12 protein-coding genes are annotated in these 19,332 nt (G+C 39.2%); 6 read left to right on the forward strand and 6 right to left on the reverse strand.

Annotation, left to right across the window (positions count from 1 at the left end):
- Positions 1 to 174: 174 nt before the first annotated feature.
- The 4 genes from priA to hslU all read left to right on the forward strand — a co-directional run bounded on the left by priA (position 175) and on the right by hslU (position 5,700).
- On the forward strand, positions 175 to 2,349 hold the full coding sequence (gene priA / locus ABJV04_RS09245) for a primosomal protein N' (RefSeq protein ID WP_348491237.1): 2,175 nt from the start codon (positions 175 to 177) through the stop codon (positions 2,347 to 2,349).
- A gap of 165 nt (positions 2,350 to 2,514) precedes the next feature.
- Positions 2,515 to 3,108, forward strand: a complete 594-nt coding sequence (locus ABJV04_RS09250) for an SPOR domain-containing protein (protein WP_348491238.1) — start codon at positions 2,515 to 2,517, stop codon at positions 3,106 to 3,108.
- Positions 3,109 to 3,792: 684 nt separating this feature from the next.
- Complete coding sequence (gene hslV, locus ABJV04_RS09255; RefSeq protein WP_348491239.1) at positions 3,793 to 4,317, forward strand: ATP-dependent protease subunit HslV; 525 nt, start codon at positions 3,793 to 3,795, stop codon at positions 4,315 to 4,317.
- A 54-nt stretch (positions 4,318 to 4,371) separates the two neighbouring features.
- The gene (gene hslU / locus ABJV04_RS09260; RefSeq protein WP_348491240.1) at positions 4,372 to 5,700 is read left to right on the forward strand and encodes an HslU--HslV peptidase ATPase subunit; all 1,329 of its coding nucleotides are present in this window, start codon (positions 4,372 to 4,374) and stop codon (positions 5,698 to 5,700) included.
- Between the two features lie 90 nt (positions 5,701 to 5,790).
- Here hslU and ABJV04_RS09265 read toward each other — a convergent pair whose 3' ends face one another.
- The 6 genes from ABJV04_RS09265 to ABJV04_RS09290 form a co-directional block, all read right to left on the reverse strand.
- Positions 5,791 to 7,317 (reverse strand): DUF3369 domain-containing protein, encoded by a 1,527-nt coding sequence (locus ABJV04_RS09265; RefSeq protein ID WP_348491241.1) that lies wholly within the window; start codon positions 7,315 to 7,317, stop codon positions 5,791 to 5,793.
- Positions 7,318 to 7,429: 112 nt separating this feature from the next.
- A complete protein-coding gene (locus tag ABJV04_RS09270; RefSeq protein WP_348491242.1) occupies positions 7,430 to 10,681 on the reverse strand; it encodes a CHAT domain-containing protein in 3,252 nt (1,083 codons plus the stop codon).
- Positions 10,682 to 10,806: 125 nt separating this feature from the next.
- Positions 10,807 to 11,286, reverse strand: a complete 480-nt coding sequence (locus tag ABJV04_RS09275; RefSeq protein ID WP_348491243.1) for a hypothetical protein — start codon at positions 11,284 to 11,286, stop codon at positions 10,807 to 10,809.
- Positions 11,287 to 11,295: 9 nt separating this feature from the next.
- Positions 11,296 to 12,561, reverse strand: coding sequence for a hypothetical protein (locus tag ABJV04_RS09280; protein WP_348491244.1), 1,266 nt, complete (start codon positions 12,559 to 12,561; stop codon positions 11,296 to 11,298).
- Positions 12,562 to 12,563: 2 nt separating this feature from the next.
- Positions 12,564 to 13,211, reverse strand: coding sequence for a hypothetical protein (locus tag ABJV04_RS09285; protein ID WP_348491245.1), 648 nt, complete (start codon positions 13,209 to 13,211; stop codon positions 12,564 to 12,566).
- 60 nt (positions 13,212 to 13,271) lie between these two features.
- Entirely contained in the window at positions 13,272 to 14,042 is a 771-nt protein-coding gene (locus ABJV04_RS09290) for a sigma-70 family RNA polymerase sigma factor (RefSeq protein WP_348491246.1), read from the reverse strand.
- 710 nt (positions 14,043 to 14,752) lie between these two features.
- Between ABJV04_RS09290 and ABJV04_RS09295 the strand changes: the two genes are divergently transcribed.
- Together ABJV04_RS09295 and ABJV04_RS09300 are read left to right on the forward strand one after the other, a co-directional pair.
- Positions 14,753 to 15,679 (forward strand): diguanylate cyclase, encoded by a 927-nt coding sequence (locus ABJV04_RS09295; RefSeq protein WP_348491247.1) that lies wholly within the window; start codon positions 14,753 to 14,755, stop codon positions 15,677 to 15,679.
- A gap of 134 nt (positions 15,680 to 15,813) precedes the next feature.
- Positions 15,814 to 19,311, forward strand: a complete 3,498-nt coding sequence (locus ABJV04_RS09300; protein WP_348491248.1) for an ATP-binding protein — start codon at positions 15,814 to 15,816, stop codon at positions 19,309 to 19,311.
- The last annotated feature ends 21 nt before the right edge of the window (positions 19,312 to 19,332 follow it).

Consider the following 19,332-nt stretch of genomic DNA (forward strand, 5'->3'; position numbering starts at 1 on the left):
CTATACAACCCGAAGTTGCACACCATACGCAAATTAAATTAAATAGCGGCTTGCCGCAAAGAGGCGCGCATATTAATGTAAAGGATTGTATTGATCAAGTTGTTTTTTGACTGTTTGTTAACCATATCGTGTCTTTAATAGCACTAAATCGTCTAGGATTATCGAATTTCGCCCATGCCCATTTATCAAGTTGCACTGCCGTTACCCAAGCGACAATTGTTCGATTATTTGTATGAACATACTGGTCTGCAACCCGGTTGTCGTGTTCGAGTGCCATTCGGGCCAAGAGAACTCATTGGTATCATCATCACTACCACCGAAGACTCGCCATTCTTAAACAAATTGAAACCCATTACCCAGGTTATTGACCAGCAACCTGTTATCGATAAAACCTTATTGTCATTGTGTAATTGGTTGGCTGGTTATTACCATCACCCAATAGGTGAGGTGATGCACACGGTTCTGCCTGTAGCACTGCGTAAAGGGGAGTCTGATAAGCCAAAACCCATTCAAGTGTTGAGCTTAATTGAGGGTAATCAGACTGTCATTCCCGAACAGCTCAATCGCGCAAAAAAACAACGTGAGTTGTATATTGAGTTGTTAGAGCGAGCAATCCCTGTGAGTTCACTTAAACAAACCTACACCGACACAGTGATCAAAGGCTTAGTGGAAAAGCGTATTGCCAAAATCGAGTCTGTTGATGAACAAAATGAGGCCACCGAATTTACCCTTCCAGAAGCGATTGAAAAGCCTCAGCCCAATGTTGAACAGGCCTTAGCCATCACTGCAATCACTCAATCGTTAGCTAAATACAGGTGCTTCTTGTTAGAAGGTATTACCGGCAGTGGTAAAACTGAAGTGTATTTGCAAAGTATCGAAGAGGTGCTTAAAAATCATCAACAAGTATTGATACTGGTTCCTGAAATAGGTTTAACTCCGCAAACGGTCAAACGATTTGAAAAGCGCTTCGAGATTGAAGTAGGGATTCTGCATTCTAATCTTACTGACAACGAACGTTTAGCCGTTTGGCAAAAAAGCCGCTCAGGAAAGCTAGGGATTATTATTGGTACTCGCTCGTCTATTTTCACGCCTATGGCACGGCCTGGAATGATCATTGTAGATGAAGAGCATGATGCGTCCTATAAACAACAAGATGGGCTTAAATACAGCGCTCGTGATTTAGCGGTTATCCGTGCCAAGGAACATAAAATACCACTGATCCTAGGTTCAGCAACACCGAGTTTAGAGTCCCTTAATAATGCGTTAACGGGGCGCTATCAATTACTACAACTACATCAAAGAGCTGGTAATGCTCAACAAGCGAAACAAAGTGTTTTAGATATTACCAATCAACCCCTCACTGCTGGGTTGGCTGCGGGCATGTTGACGCGCGTTGAGCAGCACTTAAAAGCCGGCAATCAAGTGATGTTATTTGTTAATCGACGGGGTTTTGCACCGGCACTATTGTGTCACCAGTGTGGGCATGTTGAAGAATGTCGGCGCTGCAATAAACCCTACACAGTGCATAAGTCGTTACACAAAATGCAATGTCATCACTGTGGTGCAGCTAAGCCATTGCCAAAGCAATGCAGAGAATGCGGTCATCATGAGTTAATCACCCAAGGTGTGGGCACAGAACAATTAACCATGTACTTGGAACAAGAATTTCCCCAATACAGTGCTGTTCGCATTGACAGTGATAGTGTCAGGGGGAAAGCTAAATTAGATAACTTACTGACTGAAATTAATGGTGGCGCTCATCAAATTTTAATTGGCACCCAAATTTTATCTAAAGGTCATCATTTTCCTAATGTCACTTTGGTGGTGATTTTAGATGCCGACGGCGCTTTGTTTAGTGCCGATTTCAGAGCGTCTGAACACCTTGCCCAGCTTATCACTCAACTCTCTGGCAGAGCAGGAAGAGCCGAGAAACCAGGCGAAATGTGGTTGCAAACCCATCAACCTGGACACCCACTTCTACAAGATTTAATTCATAATGGTTACGGTCATTTTGCCCGATTTGCACTTAGCGAAAGAAAGTTAGCCAATTTACCTCCTTTTAGTTTTCATGCCTTATTTCGCACGGAATCTTTAAAAGCACAAGATGGATTTGAGTTCCTATCTCATGTGTCGCAAATGCTACAACATCCTCAGGTTCATTTGGTTGGGCCTATTCCAGCAATCATGGAAAAACGTCAAGGCAAATATCGCATGCAGCTTTTAGTACAGAGTCAAAGTCGAGGGCTGATCAACAAGGTTATCGGTCATTTTGCAGCAGAAATCGAGGCCTTACCTATGGCTCGAAAAATTCGTTGGTCAATTGATATTGATCCCCAAGATTTCATGTAAATCATGTTTTTAATGTTGGTTTTATCTAGCTGTTCACGATACTATTTGGTTTTACTCAGAGGTAATATGCATCTTCTGAGATATCCAATTCAGCTATTTCAATTGCATTTTCATTAGTTCATTACCTTAGAAATCAGACTCTCATTAATAAAAATAATTAATAATATGGCACACAAAGATTTTGTAAAACGGGGTCAAGCACCTAAAAAGAAACCAGTTAAAAAAGCGCAACAGCCGAAGCGTCCTTGGATCCTACTATTTATCACATTAATTTTAGTAGGTGGCTTCGCTTATGGTTTGTGGGCTATAAGTCGCTCCTCTGATTCCGACGAGGTTGTTGCAGAACAATCTCAACAAGAAGCACAACAAGACAAGCAAAAAAGCACTCAAAAGCCCAAGGTCGAAGTAAAGGCCCAAGAGCAAGATTCGTTGCCTGAAATGCCAAAAGAAGAATATATTTATCCTGAAGAATTGGAACATGGCAGCGTAGAGATCGACCGCAAAGAACAAGAAAAATCAGAACGTCCGTATTTGATGCAATGTGGTTCATTTAGACAGAAACAACAAGCCGAAAAGATGCGGGCTCAGTTAGCGTTGCAAGGATTAGAATCTTTAGTAAAAGCCAGTGAAGGCAAAAATGGCCTATGGTACCGAGTGATTTTAGGTCCTTATGATTATAAAAGAGATGCAGAGACAGACCGACATGTTATCCAACGTATCGGTATTGGTTCTTGCCAAATTTGGTATTGGGACCTTTAAATCTTCCACGGTACTGTAGCATGGCCTTCAGGCCATAGGGTTTATCATTGTCTTTACTGGGCTAAAGCACCCGCCTACAGGTTGTTTTGCTTTTGTAGCATGGCCTTTAGGCCATGGGGTTATCATGTTCTTCCCACGGGGCTAAAGCCGCCTACAGGTTGTTTTGCATTTTGTAGCATGGCCTTCAGGCCATGGGGTTTAAAATCTTCCTCGGGACTGTAGCATGGCCTTTAGGCCATGGGATTTATCATTTTCCTTGCAGGGCTAAAGCACCCGCCTACAAGTTGTTTTGCATTTTGTAGCATGGCCTTCAACCGATGGGATTTATCATTTTCTTCCCGCGGGGCTAAAGCACCCGCCTACAGGTTGTTTTACATTTTGTAGTATGGCCTTCAGGCCATAAGGTTTATCATTTTCCTCGGGACTGTAGCATGGTCTTCAGGCCATGGGATTTATTATTTTCATTGCTGGGCTAAAGCACCCGCCTACAGTTTGTTTTACATTTTGTAGCATGGCCTTTAGGCCAAAACCTGAAATTCATAGCAGATCCACCTATATCGTCTTCATTTTTTAAGATACTTGGGCCTTAGCGCTTGAAAATTCCTTACCGCTCCCCACATATACTGCATAAATCGTGACTCGCATGTGCAGTGAGTCGAAAGTTGAGCTAAACAAGGAGCAGACGTGACTACCATAGTATCCGTACGCCGCAACAATCAAGTCGTCATCGCAGGTGACGGTCAGGTTTCGTTAGGAAACACCGTAATGAAAGGTAATGCGCGAAAAGTGCGCAGACTATACAACGATAAAGTTATCGCTGGTTTTGCCGGAGGCACTGCGGACGCTTTTACCTTATTTGAACGTTTTGAAACTAAACTGGAAATGCATCAAGGGCATTTAACCAAAGCCGCTGTCGAATTGGCGAAAGATTGGCGAACAGATAGGATGCTACGAAAGTTAGAAGCCTTGCTCGCTGTGGCTGACCATACGGCCTCTTTTATCATCACTGGTAATGGTGACGTTGTGCAACCCGAACAAGATCTTATTGCTATTGGTTCAGGTGGCCCCTATGCCCAATCAGCTGCCACCGCATTATTAGCAAATACAGATTTAAGTGCAAAAGAAATTGCCGAGAAAAGTCTAACTATTGCCGGTGATATTTGTGTGTTTACCAACCATAGTCAAACTATAGAAACGTTAGATTACTAATTTTAATAGCACTGATTAAATGTTTTCAGTGCGATACATTTTTAAAGGTTTTTTATGTCTGAGATGACTCCAAGAGAAATTGTCCACGAGTTGGACAGTCACATAATTGGTCAACAAGATGCCAAAAGAGCAGTGTCCATCGCATTGCGAAATCGCTGGCGACGTATGCAGTTAGATGCGGAATTACGTCAGGAAGTTACCCCTAAAAACATCTTGATGATTGGTCCAACGGGTGTTGGTAAAACAGAAATAGCTCGTCGATTAGCTAAATTGGCAAATGCTCCTTTTATTAAAGTTGAAGCGACCAAATTCACTGAAGTGGGATATGTTGGCAAAGAAGTAGAAAGTATTATTCGTGATCTTGCGGATATTTCTATCAAAATGACCAAAGAACAAGAAACTGAAAAAGTGAAGTACAGAGCTGAAGAAGCAGCGGAAGATCGAATTCTTGATGCACTTTTACCGCCACCAGAAAATGCTTGGGGCGAAAAAGAAAAAGTTGAAGATAAAGGGACTCGTCAAACTTTCCGTAAGAAATTACGTGAAGGTCAATTAGATGACAAAGAAATCGAAATTGACGTTGCCTTACCTCAGGTCGGTGTTGAAATTATGGCACCTCCAGGTATGGAAGAAATGACTAACCAGCTTCAAGGTATGTTTCAAAACCTATCTGGTTCGCAAAAAAAGAAAAAGAAACTAAAAATTAAAGAAGCTTTTAAACTTTTAGTGGAAGAAGAAGCTGCGCGATTAGTTAACCAAGAAGAGTTAAAAGAAAAAGCGTTATTTAATGCTGAGCAAAACGGCATAGTCTTTATTGATGAAATAGATAAGATTTGTAAACGTGAAGGCACAGGTAGTGCGGATGTTTCTCGTGAAGGTGTACAACGGGATTTATTACCTTTAGTTGAAGGTTCAACCGTTTCAACTAAGCATGGGATGATTAAGACCGACCATATCTTGTTTGTTGCATCGGGTGCTTTCCAGATGAGCAAACCGTCAGACCTAATCCCTGAATTACAAGGTCGTTTACCTATTCGTGTTGAGCTTTCAGCGTTGAGTGTTGAAGATTTTGTTCGCATATTAACAGAACCCAATGCTTCATTAACTGAACAGTATAGCGCCCTTTTGGCAACTGAAGGTGTAACGGTAAGTTTCACTGAAGATGGCATCCGACGCATTGCTGAAGCGGCTTGGCAGGTGAATGAGCGTACTGAGAATATTGGTGCGCGACGCTTGCACACTGTAATGGAGCGTCTAATGGAAGACATTTCGTTTGATGCATCTGAAATGGAAAACGAATCCGTGTTGGTAGACGCTAAATACGTCAATGACCACCTAGATAAGTTCGTGGATAATGAAGATTTAAGTCGCTTTATCTTATAAAGGTTTAGTCTGAATTAAGCTGAAAAAAACGCATTTTTTAATGCGTTTTTTTATGTTTACTGATCGCTGTTAGGCAATGTAAAAGAAGCGCTAAGTTTGATCAGGAAAATGTTCTCTTACTTGATTAAATTCACTTATATTGGCTAACAACAATTCAACTAACTTAGGTTCAAATGCTTTGCCCTTTTGCTCACTTATAAAATCGACTATTTGTTGATTATCCCACGGATTTTTATAACAACGTTTGCTCCCTAAGGCATCATACACATCCATAAGTGCTGATATACGACCGGCTACGTGGATTTCTTCCCCTTTTAAACCTTGAGGATAACCAGTACCATCCCACTTCTCATGGTGTTGTCTGGCGATAGTTGCGCCTAACTGCAAAATGGGATTATCCGTTCTAGTTAACATTTCATAACCGATTTGGGCATGTGTTTGCATTACTTGCCATTCATCGCTATCTAGTTTGTCGGGTTTATTCAACACATAATCAGGAATACCTACTTTTCCTACATCGTGAAGGGGCGAAGCTAGCTTGATCATTTCCGATGTAAATTCATCTAATCCGTATAGTTTTGCAAGCATGTAACTGGTTTGTGCAACGCGTTTGACGTGGCTGCCAGTTTCTTTACTGCGCATTTCAACGGCTTCACCAATAATGTAGGATAATTCTTTTTGTGACTCTTTGATCACATCACGCAGTTTTAAATTTTCATGAACCACAGCTATATTGTTCGCAAAAAACTCTAACAAGCTATGTTGCATGGGTTCTAGCTGATGGTTTTGGGCTACATAAAGTACATTTTCAGTATTGTGTTTAGTGGTAAAATAACCAATAAAATAATCTTCTTCGTAAATGGATTGTTTAAGCGCTAAGGCGCGTTTAATACGCCCTTCAATCTCTTTATTTAACGGTAATCTTGTCTCTACTTGAGGTTGGTTCATAGCAAGTATATGCACATCACTGAAATGGTTACTTGCGTCTTTCGCTACTGCGCAACAAATAACCGTTTCTTCATTAATCCCTAATACGACGGCGACTTGTTTTAAAATTGCAGAACCAAATTGGGGAAGGGTTTCACATTCGATAAATTCTGAAGAGGCTGCGATAATTTTTTCTAAACCAACTCTATGCTTTTCAATGGTCAATATATCTCTAAAACTACGTAATGCAGAGTAAACAGAGGTTTTTAATTTAAGGGCCGTTAATTCGGTCTTATTTTTATAATCGTTAATGTCGTAGTCACGGATCACACTTTCTTCTGGTGCTTCTCCGGGTTGCCCGGTGCGTAAAAACAGACGGATTTTGTGATTACCTAAATCTTCTCTGACCCATTTAACAAAGTCTAAACCCGCATGGACGGTTTCCATTACCACATCGACAATGGCGACTGCAAAGTCCTCAGAACTGTTTAAAATTAGTTGTTTTGCTTCCTTTGCAGAGTAAGCGCTGTGTATGCTTAATCCTCCGTTATCAAAGATCAGATCGCTCAAAACTATTTTGGTGATGTTGTGAACTTCGGGCTCATCATCAATAACCAAAATCTTCCATTTGTTATCAAGGGGGTCTGCTTCTTCAGGTAAATCTTCAGCGAATAAAAACCGTTCATTCATAAAAATCCAGCCAAACTAATCCATCACAAAGGGAGTGCCTTGGGCACATCGTTTATATAGGTTAGTCGGAATTTAGATATTATGGAATCTTTTTGGGTAAAAATCATACCCTTTAGTCTTGCTGTGAATTATTCGCCAGCGTAGGGCTGAAAATTTGACTATCACCCTGATTTGATGAGGTTAAGACGAATCCTGCCCAGTATTTAGGATGTCTATATTTACCTGAAGCGTGGAATTTATACTGGGTTAATTGCAGTGCTTTAGGCGCATCTCCGTTTGATTCCACTAAATTGGCATAAAATTGCTTAACGAATTCTGAGGTGGGCCTATCTTGAATTGCCCAAATAGTACCTACCACAGTTTTTGCCCCTTGAGCTAAAAACCCTCTGGTAATACTGCGCATTCCTGATCCTTTATAATTCTTACCAACCATGGTTTCGCAACCACTGACAAACACCAAATCGGCGGATACTGGCTTACTTAATAGTTGGCTCAAACTCAAAAATCCGGGTGTGATATTACCAGAAACCGTTTCCCCTGCAGTTAGAACACCAACAATATCGGGTGACTTCTTGTCAAAATATCCATGGGTTCCAATGTGTAATATTTTGGAATTTCGTACTTTATTAGACATCAAAAACTGGCTAGTGGCGTTTTCTGCAAAGCCTCTATTTATTTGATGTTCAGAAAACAAATTCGCGACAAACTCAGCTTCTTTAAGTGTTCCAGGAAGAGATGCTAACGATAGTCGTTCAGATAAGGAGCCACCTAGGGATTGACTCTCGGGGCCACTAAAATCTGGGTTGGCAAAAATAGATATTTCAAATTCTTCAGAGTCAGAAGCATGTAAATGTTCGAAATATGAAGTGGCAGATGTGATAAATACAGATTGCGAGGTTTCGACCAACGGTTTATAGCGTCCACCTTGAGTATTCGTATTCCACATAGAAAATGGCATTTTGTGTAGACTTTCATCTGGAATAATTAAAATTTTATCGATCTGTTGTTGTTCAATGATATCTATTGGTAATAAAGCAATATCTTGAAAATCAGCGTTTAGCCAAGGTCGACTCGAAGCTGCTGTGCCGGCCACATAATTATCTACCATTTTTGCGAGAACCGTCATTTCTGCGATTTCTTGTACAGAAATGCTATCTCGGGTGATAAAAAGTGAATACATTGTCTGTCCATCAGAAAAATATCTAACCAACATCTGATCCGAGGGCAATAATTGTTGAAATGTATCTAATGCAATATGAGAAATTTCGGCGTGATTGTTTTGTTGGTTTAGTACTTGCGCAAAATAGTCATCTCTTGCTTCATAAAAGCGTAATTTCTCGTTTGCTGAATCAGTTAACAACATCCGCTTTTCTTCTGCCAACCAGATATTATAAAAAAGTTGAATTTGCTCTTCGTTATCTTTAGCCACTTCATCGATGGAAAATAGGTTTTTCTCTTGTTTTGGATCTACTGAGTAAAACTTTTCCAGAACTTCAAATAATTTCCGATAATGCTCATCTGGCTGACCTTTAAAACGTTTTGCGTCGAGTAACGAGCTAATGTAGGTGTTAATAAAGCTAAACCTTGCAGCATCCCAAGCTTGAGGGTTGGCTACGGTCAGGCGACTTTTTTCTATTAATGACATGGCTTTGTCTGCGAAAACATCAATCCATTTAAATGATTTTTCTTGCTGACTGATTTGCACCAACAGGGTAAATACTTCAATCTGCTTAATTGGATAAGTACTGGCGTCTACTTCACTAACATTGTCGTTATAAAAACTTTTATAACCTAGCAGAGCGGCTAATTTATCTAGCTCTTCACGGTTACTCGGTTTGCCTAAATGTACATTATCTATTTTAAACTGCAGAATTTTGGCATCAATTTGGGTTGTGTCGAGGGTTCGTGGATCCTTGAACACCTTATCTAAGTGTATTTTGGCTTGGCTAAACTTTTTCTGCTTTATGGCAGTTTTTGCAAGTTCTACCTGCAATACTATTTGATAATAGTCGTGCTGATTTTCAAATAAGTGCTCGGCACACTGAAGCCATTGATTTGCCACTTCAAAATTACCCTGCTCTCGGCTTGTCGCTCCTATCATTACCGCCGCCCTAGCGATCATTAAGTCTTGAGGACCAGAGCTTAAACAGCTAGCAAGTTCCCATTGTTGACCCGTTGAGGTGCTTTGTACTTGTTTTATTGTATCGGTAAAATAACCTGAACCTGTGGTAAATTCACCGGTTTGATAAAGTAAAAAGCCTTTGCTGAATAATAATGGGGCAATATTTGTTGCGTTGGAATCGGCAGTTATGTTTAGGCCCTTATTTAAATAATTATGGGCTTGAGCAAATGCGCCTTCACGATAAGACGACAAAAAGGCATTGCTATAAAACTCTGTCATTAAAAAATGATATTGCGGTTTACCTTCTGCTTTAACAATGGCGTTTTTAACGGTTTCTAAGGCCAATTCGTGTTTGTTTTCAAAATTATAATAAAACCATAAGTGATGAAGAATATCAGCCGTTAACCAACTAGGGCGCTTCGTTAACGTTTGCAGAACACGTTCATATAGGTTTTTAGCATATACATCAAGGTCTATACTTGCTTGTTGAGTGTTGGGCATATCTGCAAACAAGCTTCCACAGTTGTGCAAAAATTTGGTTTTGTTTAAAAGGCTACTTGGGGCATCAACAATTGTACCGTTGTGTTTCGAGTAAACATAAAGCGTAGCTGCTAGTTGTGCAGCAAACTGAGCTTCTACGGGAGTACTTAATTTCTGGTTTTGGTTTGTATACGAAGTCCACGCCTTGCACTGTTCAACAATATCTTCGGCTCTAAACTTATTTAAATTTAAATTAACTAAAAAGCTAAGCTGGCCTAGTTGAGCTTTATTCGCGCTATTTAAAAGGCGATACATAGCCCAATTAGAGAAGTCCGCTTCCAAGCTCGAATTGGTTATGCTAGAAACCAATGTATAGGGTTTACTCTTTTCGCTGGCTAATGGCTTGTTGATAAGCGCCATGGCGTTTTGGTGGGCAGAGAACTGCTCTTTATCTAACGTTATTAATTCTATGCTGGGTGTATCTTTTTCATAGTTTACAATCACTCTGAGTGAATAGGATTCAGTATTGTTTTGCGGTAACTGAATTAGGGAAAAATACGGACTATCTTGGCTATCTAATTTTTCTCTTTGAACGGATTGATTATTTGCGAAAATTTCGATTTCTAGGGGTTGATTAGCATTGCTCAATTTTAGCAGTGCATAGGGACTAACTTGGGTTGCGGATGAGGTTGTAGACTCCGTTGCACCGCAAACAAAACTGGCACAGAACAACATTAGACAGTACGGCAGAAAACGGAACATACTCAGCAAAACACGTCTTAAAATAACAATGATTGAAGCATTGTAACCTATAAACTATGTTTGCGATAAGAAACTTGAAACAAGCGTCATCTTTAACAAATGACACTGCCAAGGATAATCTGAAGTTAATCGAGGAGGTATACTATCCAACTGTGCTTAGATTTGGCCATATTTCCATGTTTATCTTGCCAAGTTACATGGGCAACAATTTCACTATCAGGGTTGTTATCTGCAGGTAGGTAGTTGGTCCATTCTGTTATATGCCAACCCTCTAAATCGTCAAACATAATAGTTGAGATACCATCATTGATATTGACGAGTTGCGTTTTATCTTCATTGAGAACAAAGACGGTATTATCTGAAGCAAGCCTAAAAAGCTCAGGCCATTCGTTTGCAGTTGAACCATCTTGATTTACAGCGGTTTCCTGCACGTAAAGTAAATCACCTATTTTCTTTTTACTGATCTCAATAAAGTATCTTCGTTGAGGAACAAAAAACCACGGACTAATTTGCGAAACCATTTGCTCTAATGATTTAGTAGTCTCGGTTTGATCAACAGCCTCTATACCTAACGCTTTGATCTCTCGTATGATTTGTTCAGACATGCAGTTTCCTCAGTTCACAGTAAAAAGCTTTTGCAAGTCTACATTGTTGTGTTCATCGAGCAACTTATCTTTTACTTCACTTAAAACATTCAACGCATGGCGTTTATCGTAAGTGCCATTTTTGAATATGGATAAGGCTTCAGTATTTATGGCGTCATGCAGAACATCCGCAATAAGAATACTTCCTAGTTTTCCCAGCCTTTCTCCATTTTGAGTGGTAGCGGCTTCATGCAGTATGTATGTCCAAAGTGGCAAATTCTGAATATTTAGCTCTTCTATACCTTCGAATTCCGCAGGAAGTTGGCTAACAGGACTAAGTTGAAACAATTCATTAAGTTTTGTATCTGAATTGATTTTTTTGACGATGTTATATCCAGAGGGGATCTGCTTATTGAGTCCAGCCAATAGATTTTTAAAGATTATGCGGATCATTTCTGAATTGTCTGATGGAAAGCGAATTCTAGACATTGCATCGGATAAAGATAGATCAATCTTATTGGCTTTTTGATTGTCACCGAAGAATCGGTGCCATTGAATCACATGTTTGTCTTTTATATTTTGCGAAGACGTGAATAGTGACGTTAATGGCACTTCAGGTTGAAAGCGCCTCAAAGCGTAACTATTCCTTACCATACTATGACCAAAACGAAATGCACTATTGTGAAAGTAGTCTAAACGCTGTTCTGGTTTGAATGGCAACTCAGGTTTTTGCTGTTGATTGAAATACACGTCAAAAATGTGCGGATCTAACAGGTTTTTTAAAAAATATTCTATGGTTACGAATTGGAAGCTGAGAATGGTATGGCACTTCGCATTTTCGAAATCGAAATGATAAGGTGCTTCAATGAGCTGATTGTGAAAATTCTGCCAAAAACAGTGCAGTTGGCAAACAATATCGTTTATATCATTGCGGTGATCTGGAATTAACGCTGTCCCATTCTCGTCTCGTGCAACATCGAAACCTTTGACACCTTGCCACTGAATAGGACGCATTTCAAACCTGTCGTTTACTATTCTATGATTGTGCCCATACAGGCTATCTAGTAACAGTTCATTACTGATAGTTCTCACTGGATGTTCAGGAGCCGTGGTATGAGGAGCAATGTCGTGTGCGATCATTTGGCCAAAATAGGTCATTCCCGCATCTAAATTACTTGAAGGTACAGTATTGTTATTTTCCATTAGCTTTTCTGCAATTTGCAGTAAAACCGGATCGCTTAAATAATCGTTGTTCCACATTTTTTTAAGTTTGTGGGTGAAACTAAAATCCAACATAACTAATCTCTTACTACTACTACCAGTACTTTTTTATCTTTGCTTTTTGATTCATCAAGGGTGTATTTAATTTCCATCAAACCAGGCTGCAACATTTCTTTATACAGAGAAATAATTACTTCTCTTTCGGTATTGGGGGTATAAGTGCCCGTGTGTAAAGGTTTGGAGTCTGTATTTGCATATATATCGACTTGATATGCCTGCTTGATATCAAACTCGTCTTGCAGGACCAAAGAAACCGATGAGGATATTTCATCAAGAGAAAAGCTGGCATCAACACTCGTCGTGTTGCCTCTTACTGAAGATACGTAAATCATTGATGGTGAACTAAGCGTATTTTCAGACGAGGAAAAAAGGTCAAAATTAAAGATTAGCGAAAACACAAAAAGACAACTACAAAAGGTTGTTAAACTTGCTCGAACTGGAGTTTGATACAAGGATTGCCAAAACGTGGTTTTTGCCTTTGGTGCTTCATGGATAAAAGGTAGAGCTTTAATCAACATTGAATCGAGCTCCAATTGCTCGACAATTTCGGAGTTCTCCATTAAATAAACTTCAAATTCTTCACATTCTTCAGCACAAAGTTTGCCTTGCATATAACGATTAGCAATATCGTTACTTTCAATATAATCCCGATCCATTGGTTTCATTAACACCTCTTATTTTCTCTAGCCAACAACTTAAATTTGTTTAGTTGCCAACTGGCCGAATTAATCTTCCTTGTTGGTCTTAATGATTAAGTGTTGTGGGCTTAGAATTTCTCTCACCTTAGTGAGAAATAAATTATTAATAGAAGGTGGATTAAGGAATGAAGGTTCAAGTGCAGATGTGTCAAGTGCAGGAGTGTGCTCAGAAACTGAATACTGAAGTGCTAGACCAAGAGCTAATAATGAGATCAAATTGTTTTTATCTAAATCGATATCTAATTTAAGTTGAACAACTTGCTTCAACCTACTGCGCGCTCTAAATAATACCCTGTCAAAGTGTTCGGGACTCAAATCGAACTCGTCGCATATTACCTTTTTAGTTTGCCCATATACAAAATATCGATACAAAATATCTCGGTCTCGTGGAGCGGGTAATTCTTTAATTACTTGTCGCACAATTTGTACTAGTTTTTCAGAATGTAGCGAATTGCTTAAGGATTGTGAGCTGTCAGGATACTCAACGTCGATGACGTCAGAAGCTTCGGTTTTCCGGCGAGACTCTTTGCGGAAGTGAGCAATCAATAAGTTAATTCCAGTCTGACGAATATAAGCGCCTATGGCTGAACGATTTTCGATTTTACCGTTGCGAATGTTGTCGATAACAATAAGAAAAGTATCTTGGGAGATATCATTGGCCAACTCATCATCATCAGATTGCTTTTTCAAAATAAAAAAAAGGCTCTTCCAATATTTATCAACCAATTGTTGTTCTGCTCGAGTTTCGCCAGAGGCAATTCTGTCCACCAGATACTCAGACGTAATCATCTCAAACATGCACTCCTACTACTGACAGAACAATCGAATTATTGATCTACTATCGATTGATTGAAAGCGCAGATCAGAATGCTAAAACTTAGTGGAATTTTAAACCCGTTGCAACCGCTTCACAGACGATATTAGAAATTTTTTACCAAATTTTGTTATGTTTCCCCCAGTTTGATTAATTAACAATCACCGAAGCTTGGGTAACTCATTTGCCCATTAATTTCGCGTCGGTCTGTTTTTTAACCTTTATTAAAGGTGTTAGTATAGTAAAACAGTTAACAGCGCTACATCGCTTTTGTTATTACCCGTTGACAACACTTATCACAAAAGTACGACTTTGATTCGCATTTTAGTGATGTAAACTCAGGCTCATTGTTTTATTTTCGCCACAATGTCTGGTGTATGGGCTCCCATTGGAAGGGACAATTCAACTGCCATTTTGAGTTATCTTGGGTTGTGTCATTAAAAGCTTCCAGCAAAAGATTAAAAACAAGTTATAAATTATCAAAAATCAAAGGATTCTTAGCTGATTTTTGATATTCTTTTGAGAGTAAAATTCTTTGCAGTAAAATCATGATGATCTGCGTTAACTCATTGGCTCAGTGGTGAGGTATTGAAACACTCTCAGAAGTGTTATCTTGATTTTTATGGGCTCTAAAATTCACCTGTTAATAAACACAGAAATCGCATTAATTTAGTAACTCAAAAGGTCAAAGTAGTTGATTGGAAAGCATTATGTTCAGCAAGGTACCTTACAAGAGGCACTCGTTTTAATTGTCGATGACGAACCGATCAATGCGATGGTTATCGCTGACTTGTTATCAGATTTATATCAGATAAAAGTTGTGCATTCTGGCGAGGAAGCTTTAGCGTTTTGTCGAGAGCAAACGCCAGATTTAATTTTACTAGATGTGATGATGCCTGGAATTTCGGGGCTGGAAACATGTCGTGCAATTAAAAGTAATCAGAACCTTCAACATGTTCCGGTGATTTTCATTACTTCAGTTAAAAGTCAAAATGATGAAAATAAATGCTGGGAAGCGGGGGGAGTCGATTTTGTTAGCAAACCAGTCAATGGAATTACTCTTTTAAACCGGGTGAAGGCGCATTTAACATTAAAGATGCAGTCTGATTTTTTAAGAACGATGTCATTTACTGATGGTTTGACTGGGTTATACAACAGACATTTGCTTGAAGAAGTGCTGACAAAGTCTATTCTCCAGTCTAACCGGACTAAGTCGCCATTGTCGTTGCTTATGCTAGATATTGATTGGTTTAAGCGCTTTAACGATAGTTATGGACATATCAACGGAGATCAATGTCTGATTGCCGTGAGTAAAGTATTAAAAGATGTTTTGCATCGACCAATCGATATGTCATTCCGTTACGGCGGAGAGGAGTTTTTGTGTCTTTTGCCAGATACAGATAACCTTGGCGCACAGCATATAGCTGAAACAATCTTGCAAAAAGTCGCAGATTTGAAGATTCCACATGAATCTTCACCCTTTGGAGTAGTGAGCTTAAGTATTGGTTTATACAGCTCCAGCACTCACGAGGAATGTTCTAAAGCCAACGAAATTATCCGAATTGCCGATAAATCTCTATACCTAGCTAAACAAAAAGGCCGTAATCAATTAGCCTATTAAATTGCTTAGTTTTTGCTAAACAACTAAAGTTTGGCATGTTAGTGAAGATTTTGAGCTGTAAATTTTAAATTCGCTTAATTTTAGTTCATTCTAAAATTTAGATATTGAATAGCAGTTTTTCAACGGAGTGATTGATGCCATCTAAATCCAGCGCGTCCAAACGAAAGCTTTGGCATGATAAGAAAAACTTGTTCTTACCTACTTTTTTTCTGTTTGTAGCAATTATCGCAATTGCTGTTGTTATTTTTGAAACTCAAATTAATAACAAAATCTTACTTTCGGTTGAAGAAAACCAACGTCAAACAAATATTCGAATTGATACTCAAATACAACAATCTTTGTCTAAATATCGCAACGACTTACGCTTCTTGTTTGGTACACCCCCTATTAAGGGGTTTGCGAATACGATAGGCCAAGATAATCAGTTTGATGATTCAACGTATGAACAGTGGAAACAAAGGTTAGAAACAATATTTGTCGCTTTTGTTGAAAATAACTCAGAGTACGAACAAATGCGTGTTATCGGTATCGATAACGATGGCAAAGAATTGGTGCGAGTTGAACGAGCTGGCGGTGGGATAAAGGTAGTTAGTAATTCTTATCTACAAAAAAAAGGCGATAGGGACTATTACGAGCAGAGCACCAAGTTATCCGCGGGGCAAATTTATCTCTCGGAAATCTCATTAAATCGCGAGTTTGGCAGAATCGAATTTCCTTATCGTCCAATGCTCAGGTTATCGATACCACTTTTTAATAATCAAATGGAGCGTTTGGGTTTTTTAATTCTGAATATCAATGCCAGTGAATTGCTATATTCCATACAAGCCCTTGTTGACCAACCTAACCAGCTAGCATTGACCGACAGTAATGGCTTTTTTCTGGTTCATCCAGACCAAGAGTTGATGTACAGCAAAGATCTAAACCCAAACGCAACTTGGGATAATTTTTACAATGAAAAATTAGATTTAGACAGTGAAACCGATGTTTCCTCCTTACAGTATTTCAGCAACGGTACCTTTTACTCTTCTGCCAAAAAGGTCATTGTTAGTGGTGATTTTAAAGACGGCTTTTTGGTGTCTCATATTATGACACCAGAGTCGGTGGTCAATGCATTGGCGATGGATAGACGTACTAATGTTTACACTATTCTTTTCATTGTACTTGCTGTTCTGGCAGTTGTTTTGGCAGCTTTCCAACGAGGGTTAAATAAGAGTCAAGAGTTAGCTGAAGCTCGAGCGGAATCGGATGCAATTGTTAATGGCTCAGAAGATGCTATTTTTGGCTTAACGGCAGACGGTCGAATATCGAGCTGGAACCGCGCTGCGAAGACCTTATTCGGGTTAGATTTTGCAAGAGTACAAGGTCAATCTATTGATCAGCTATCATTATTTTCAAATTTGAATTTTGCTGGACTCATAGAAAAGTTAGCCTCAGGTATGGTTCAAAAACCATTGGAAACGAGTTTGCGACAAGATGACAATATTAAATTATTAGTATCATTGTCTGTCATTCTAAAAGAAGGCACCGGATTTAGCGGTGTTGCGGTGATTATTCGGGATGTTACTAGTTTACGAAAAGTCGATGAAAAAATTCGTAAAGCCCATGCAGAATTAGAGATCAAAGTTGCTCAGCGGACGCAACAATTGGAAAAAGCGAGCAATGTTAAAAGCGCATTTATTTCTAATATAAGTCATGAGATGCGCACACCTTTGAATGGCATTATTGGTACATTAAATCTCATCAAAAAAGAGCCCCTTAGTGAGCAGCAATTGCAGTACCTTGAAATGACAGAAGTCAGTGTGAATTCTCTTGCTGTGCTGATCAACGATATTTTAGATTTATCAAAAATAGAGGCAGGAAAATTAGACCTCGATTTTAAAGCGTTTAATCCAAGTAAATTAATTGAAAGTTTATGCGGAAGTATGGCTGTTAAAGCCCAAGAGAAAGGAGTTGAGTTTATACTTGATAGTATTGATATAGAGTGCGAATCAATTGTAAGTGATCCTCATCGTTACGCTCAAATACTCACCAATATTTTAAACAATGCAATTAAGTTTACTACCCAAGGGCATATACTCGTAAAAGCTAAGTCGGAACAGGTTGAGGGCGATCTCTGTATTTTACATTGTTCAGTATCTGATACCGGGATTGGCATTGCCGAAGAAAATCAGAAACGCTTATTTAGCGCATTTTCTCAGGAAGACAGCGCGATAGCTTCAAAATATGGTGGAACAGGTTTAGGATTATCAATCTGCAAACAGTTGAGTCATTTGCTGAATGGGCAAGTAACCTTTGAATCGGAAAAGGGTAAAGGAAGTACTTTTTCCTTCACAGTGCAAATTCCTAACGCCAAAGTGACATTTAAAGCGCCAGAAAAACATCTTCTTGGTAAGCGTGTTTCAATATTGGTAGAAAACCCCCAGTTACATCAAACTTTGTGTAATTTAGTGGGTAAATTAGGTGCATCAGTTCTACCAGATACCGAACTTAATAGTTACTTAGAATCTAAGGCTGAATTGCCCGAAGAGTTACCAGATATCTTAATTGTTGACCAAGTTGACCCTAGAGCGCAATTACTTGAACATCGCTGGGAAGCCATTAAAGAACAAAGCCACAACACAGAAAAAGTGCTTATGCTGTTTAACACCGTTGACGCCAAAACGATGTTTAAGCGTTTGAAGCCTATTTACCTAACCAAACCCGTTTCTGTTTCTGAATTTTTATTAAAGTACATAGATAAGAAACACCAGCAATCCGGCGGCAATGGAGAGCAGCAAAGAAATAAGATATTAAATCTAGATGTCTATTCAGATAGCAAGTTGACCGGTGCTAGAGTGTTGGTCGTTGATGATAATGAAATAAATGTCGAAGTTGCTGTTGGTATTTTAAAACCCACTACCGTTGAAATTGTCCGTGCTGCCAATGGCCAAGAAGCAATCGAAAAGCTGCAAGCATCAGGTATCAATGGGAAAGTCATTCACTGTGTGCTAATGGATTGTCAAATGCCTATTATGAATGGCTACGAAGCAACAGCGCAAATTCGAAACGGTGAAGCCGGAGAAGCATATCGACAAATACCGATTATCGCTATGACCGCAAATGCCATGCTAGGTGAGAGGCAAAAGTGTTTAGATGCAGGCATGAATGATTATGTGACTAAGCCTATTTCTGCTGAAAAGTTAATAAGTAAACTTACCAGTTGGGTGCTATCGGTGTTTAAACCAAATGTTAATGTCATCGATAGCAGCGAAGAGCATAAATTGCTTGCCGAACCATCGTCCTCTAACTGTGAAACCTGGGATAGCGGTGGGGCACTAACTCGGTTAATGAATAATCAAGCTTTGCTAAATAAAATATGCAAAATCTTCCTAGAAAGCTCAGTTGCAAAAATTCAAAACCTGCGAGAAAGCATTGAACATGGAAATGCAGAAGAAACAACTAAATTAAGTCATTCCCTAAAAGGGGTGAGTGGTGACCTTGGAGCCATGAAGTTACATGAAATATTCGGCAATATAGAGCTTGAAGCACTAAAAGGAAATTTTTCTGCTATGGATAGTTTGTTGCCTAAGATGGAACAAGAATATGAGATTCTCGTAGATGCTATAAAAACGCATTTAAAAGAGAGTGACTAGTTTCGATTGTTTTTACCTGGC

The sequence above is a fragment of the Aliiglaciecola sp. genome (genome assembly GCF_039982535.1).
Lineage (GTDB): Bacteria > Pseudomonadota > Gammaproteobacteria > Enterobacterales > Alteromonadaceae > Aliiglaciecola.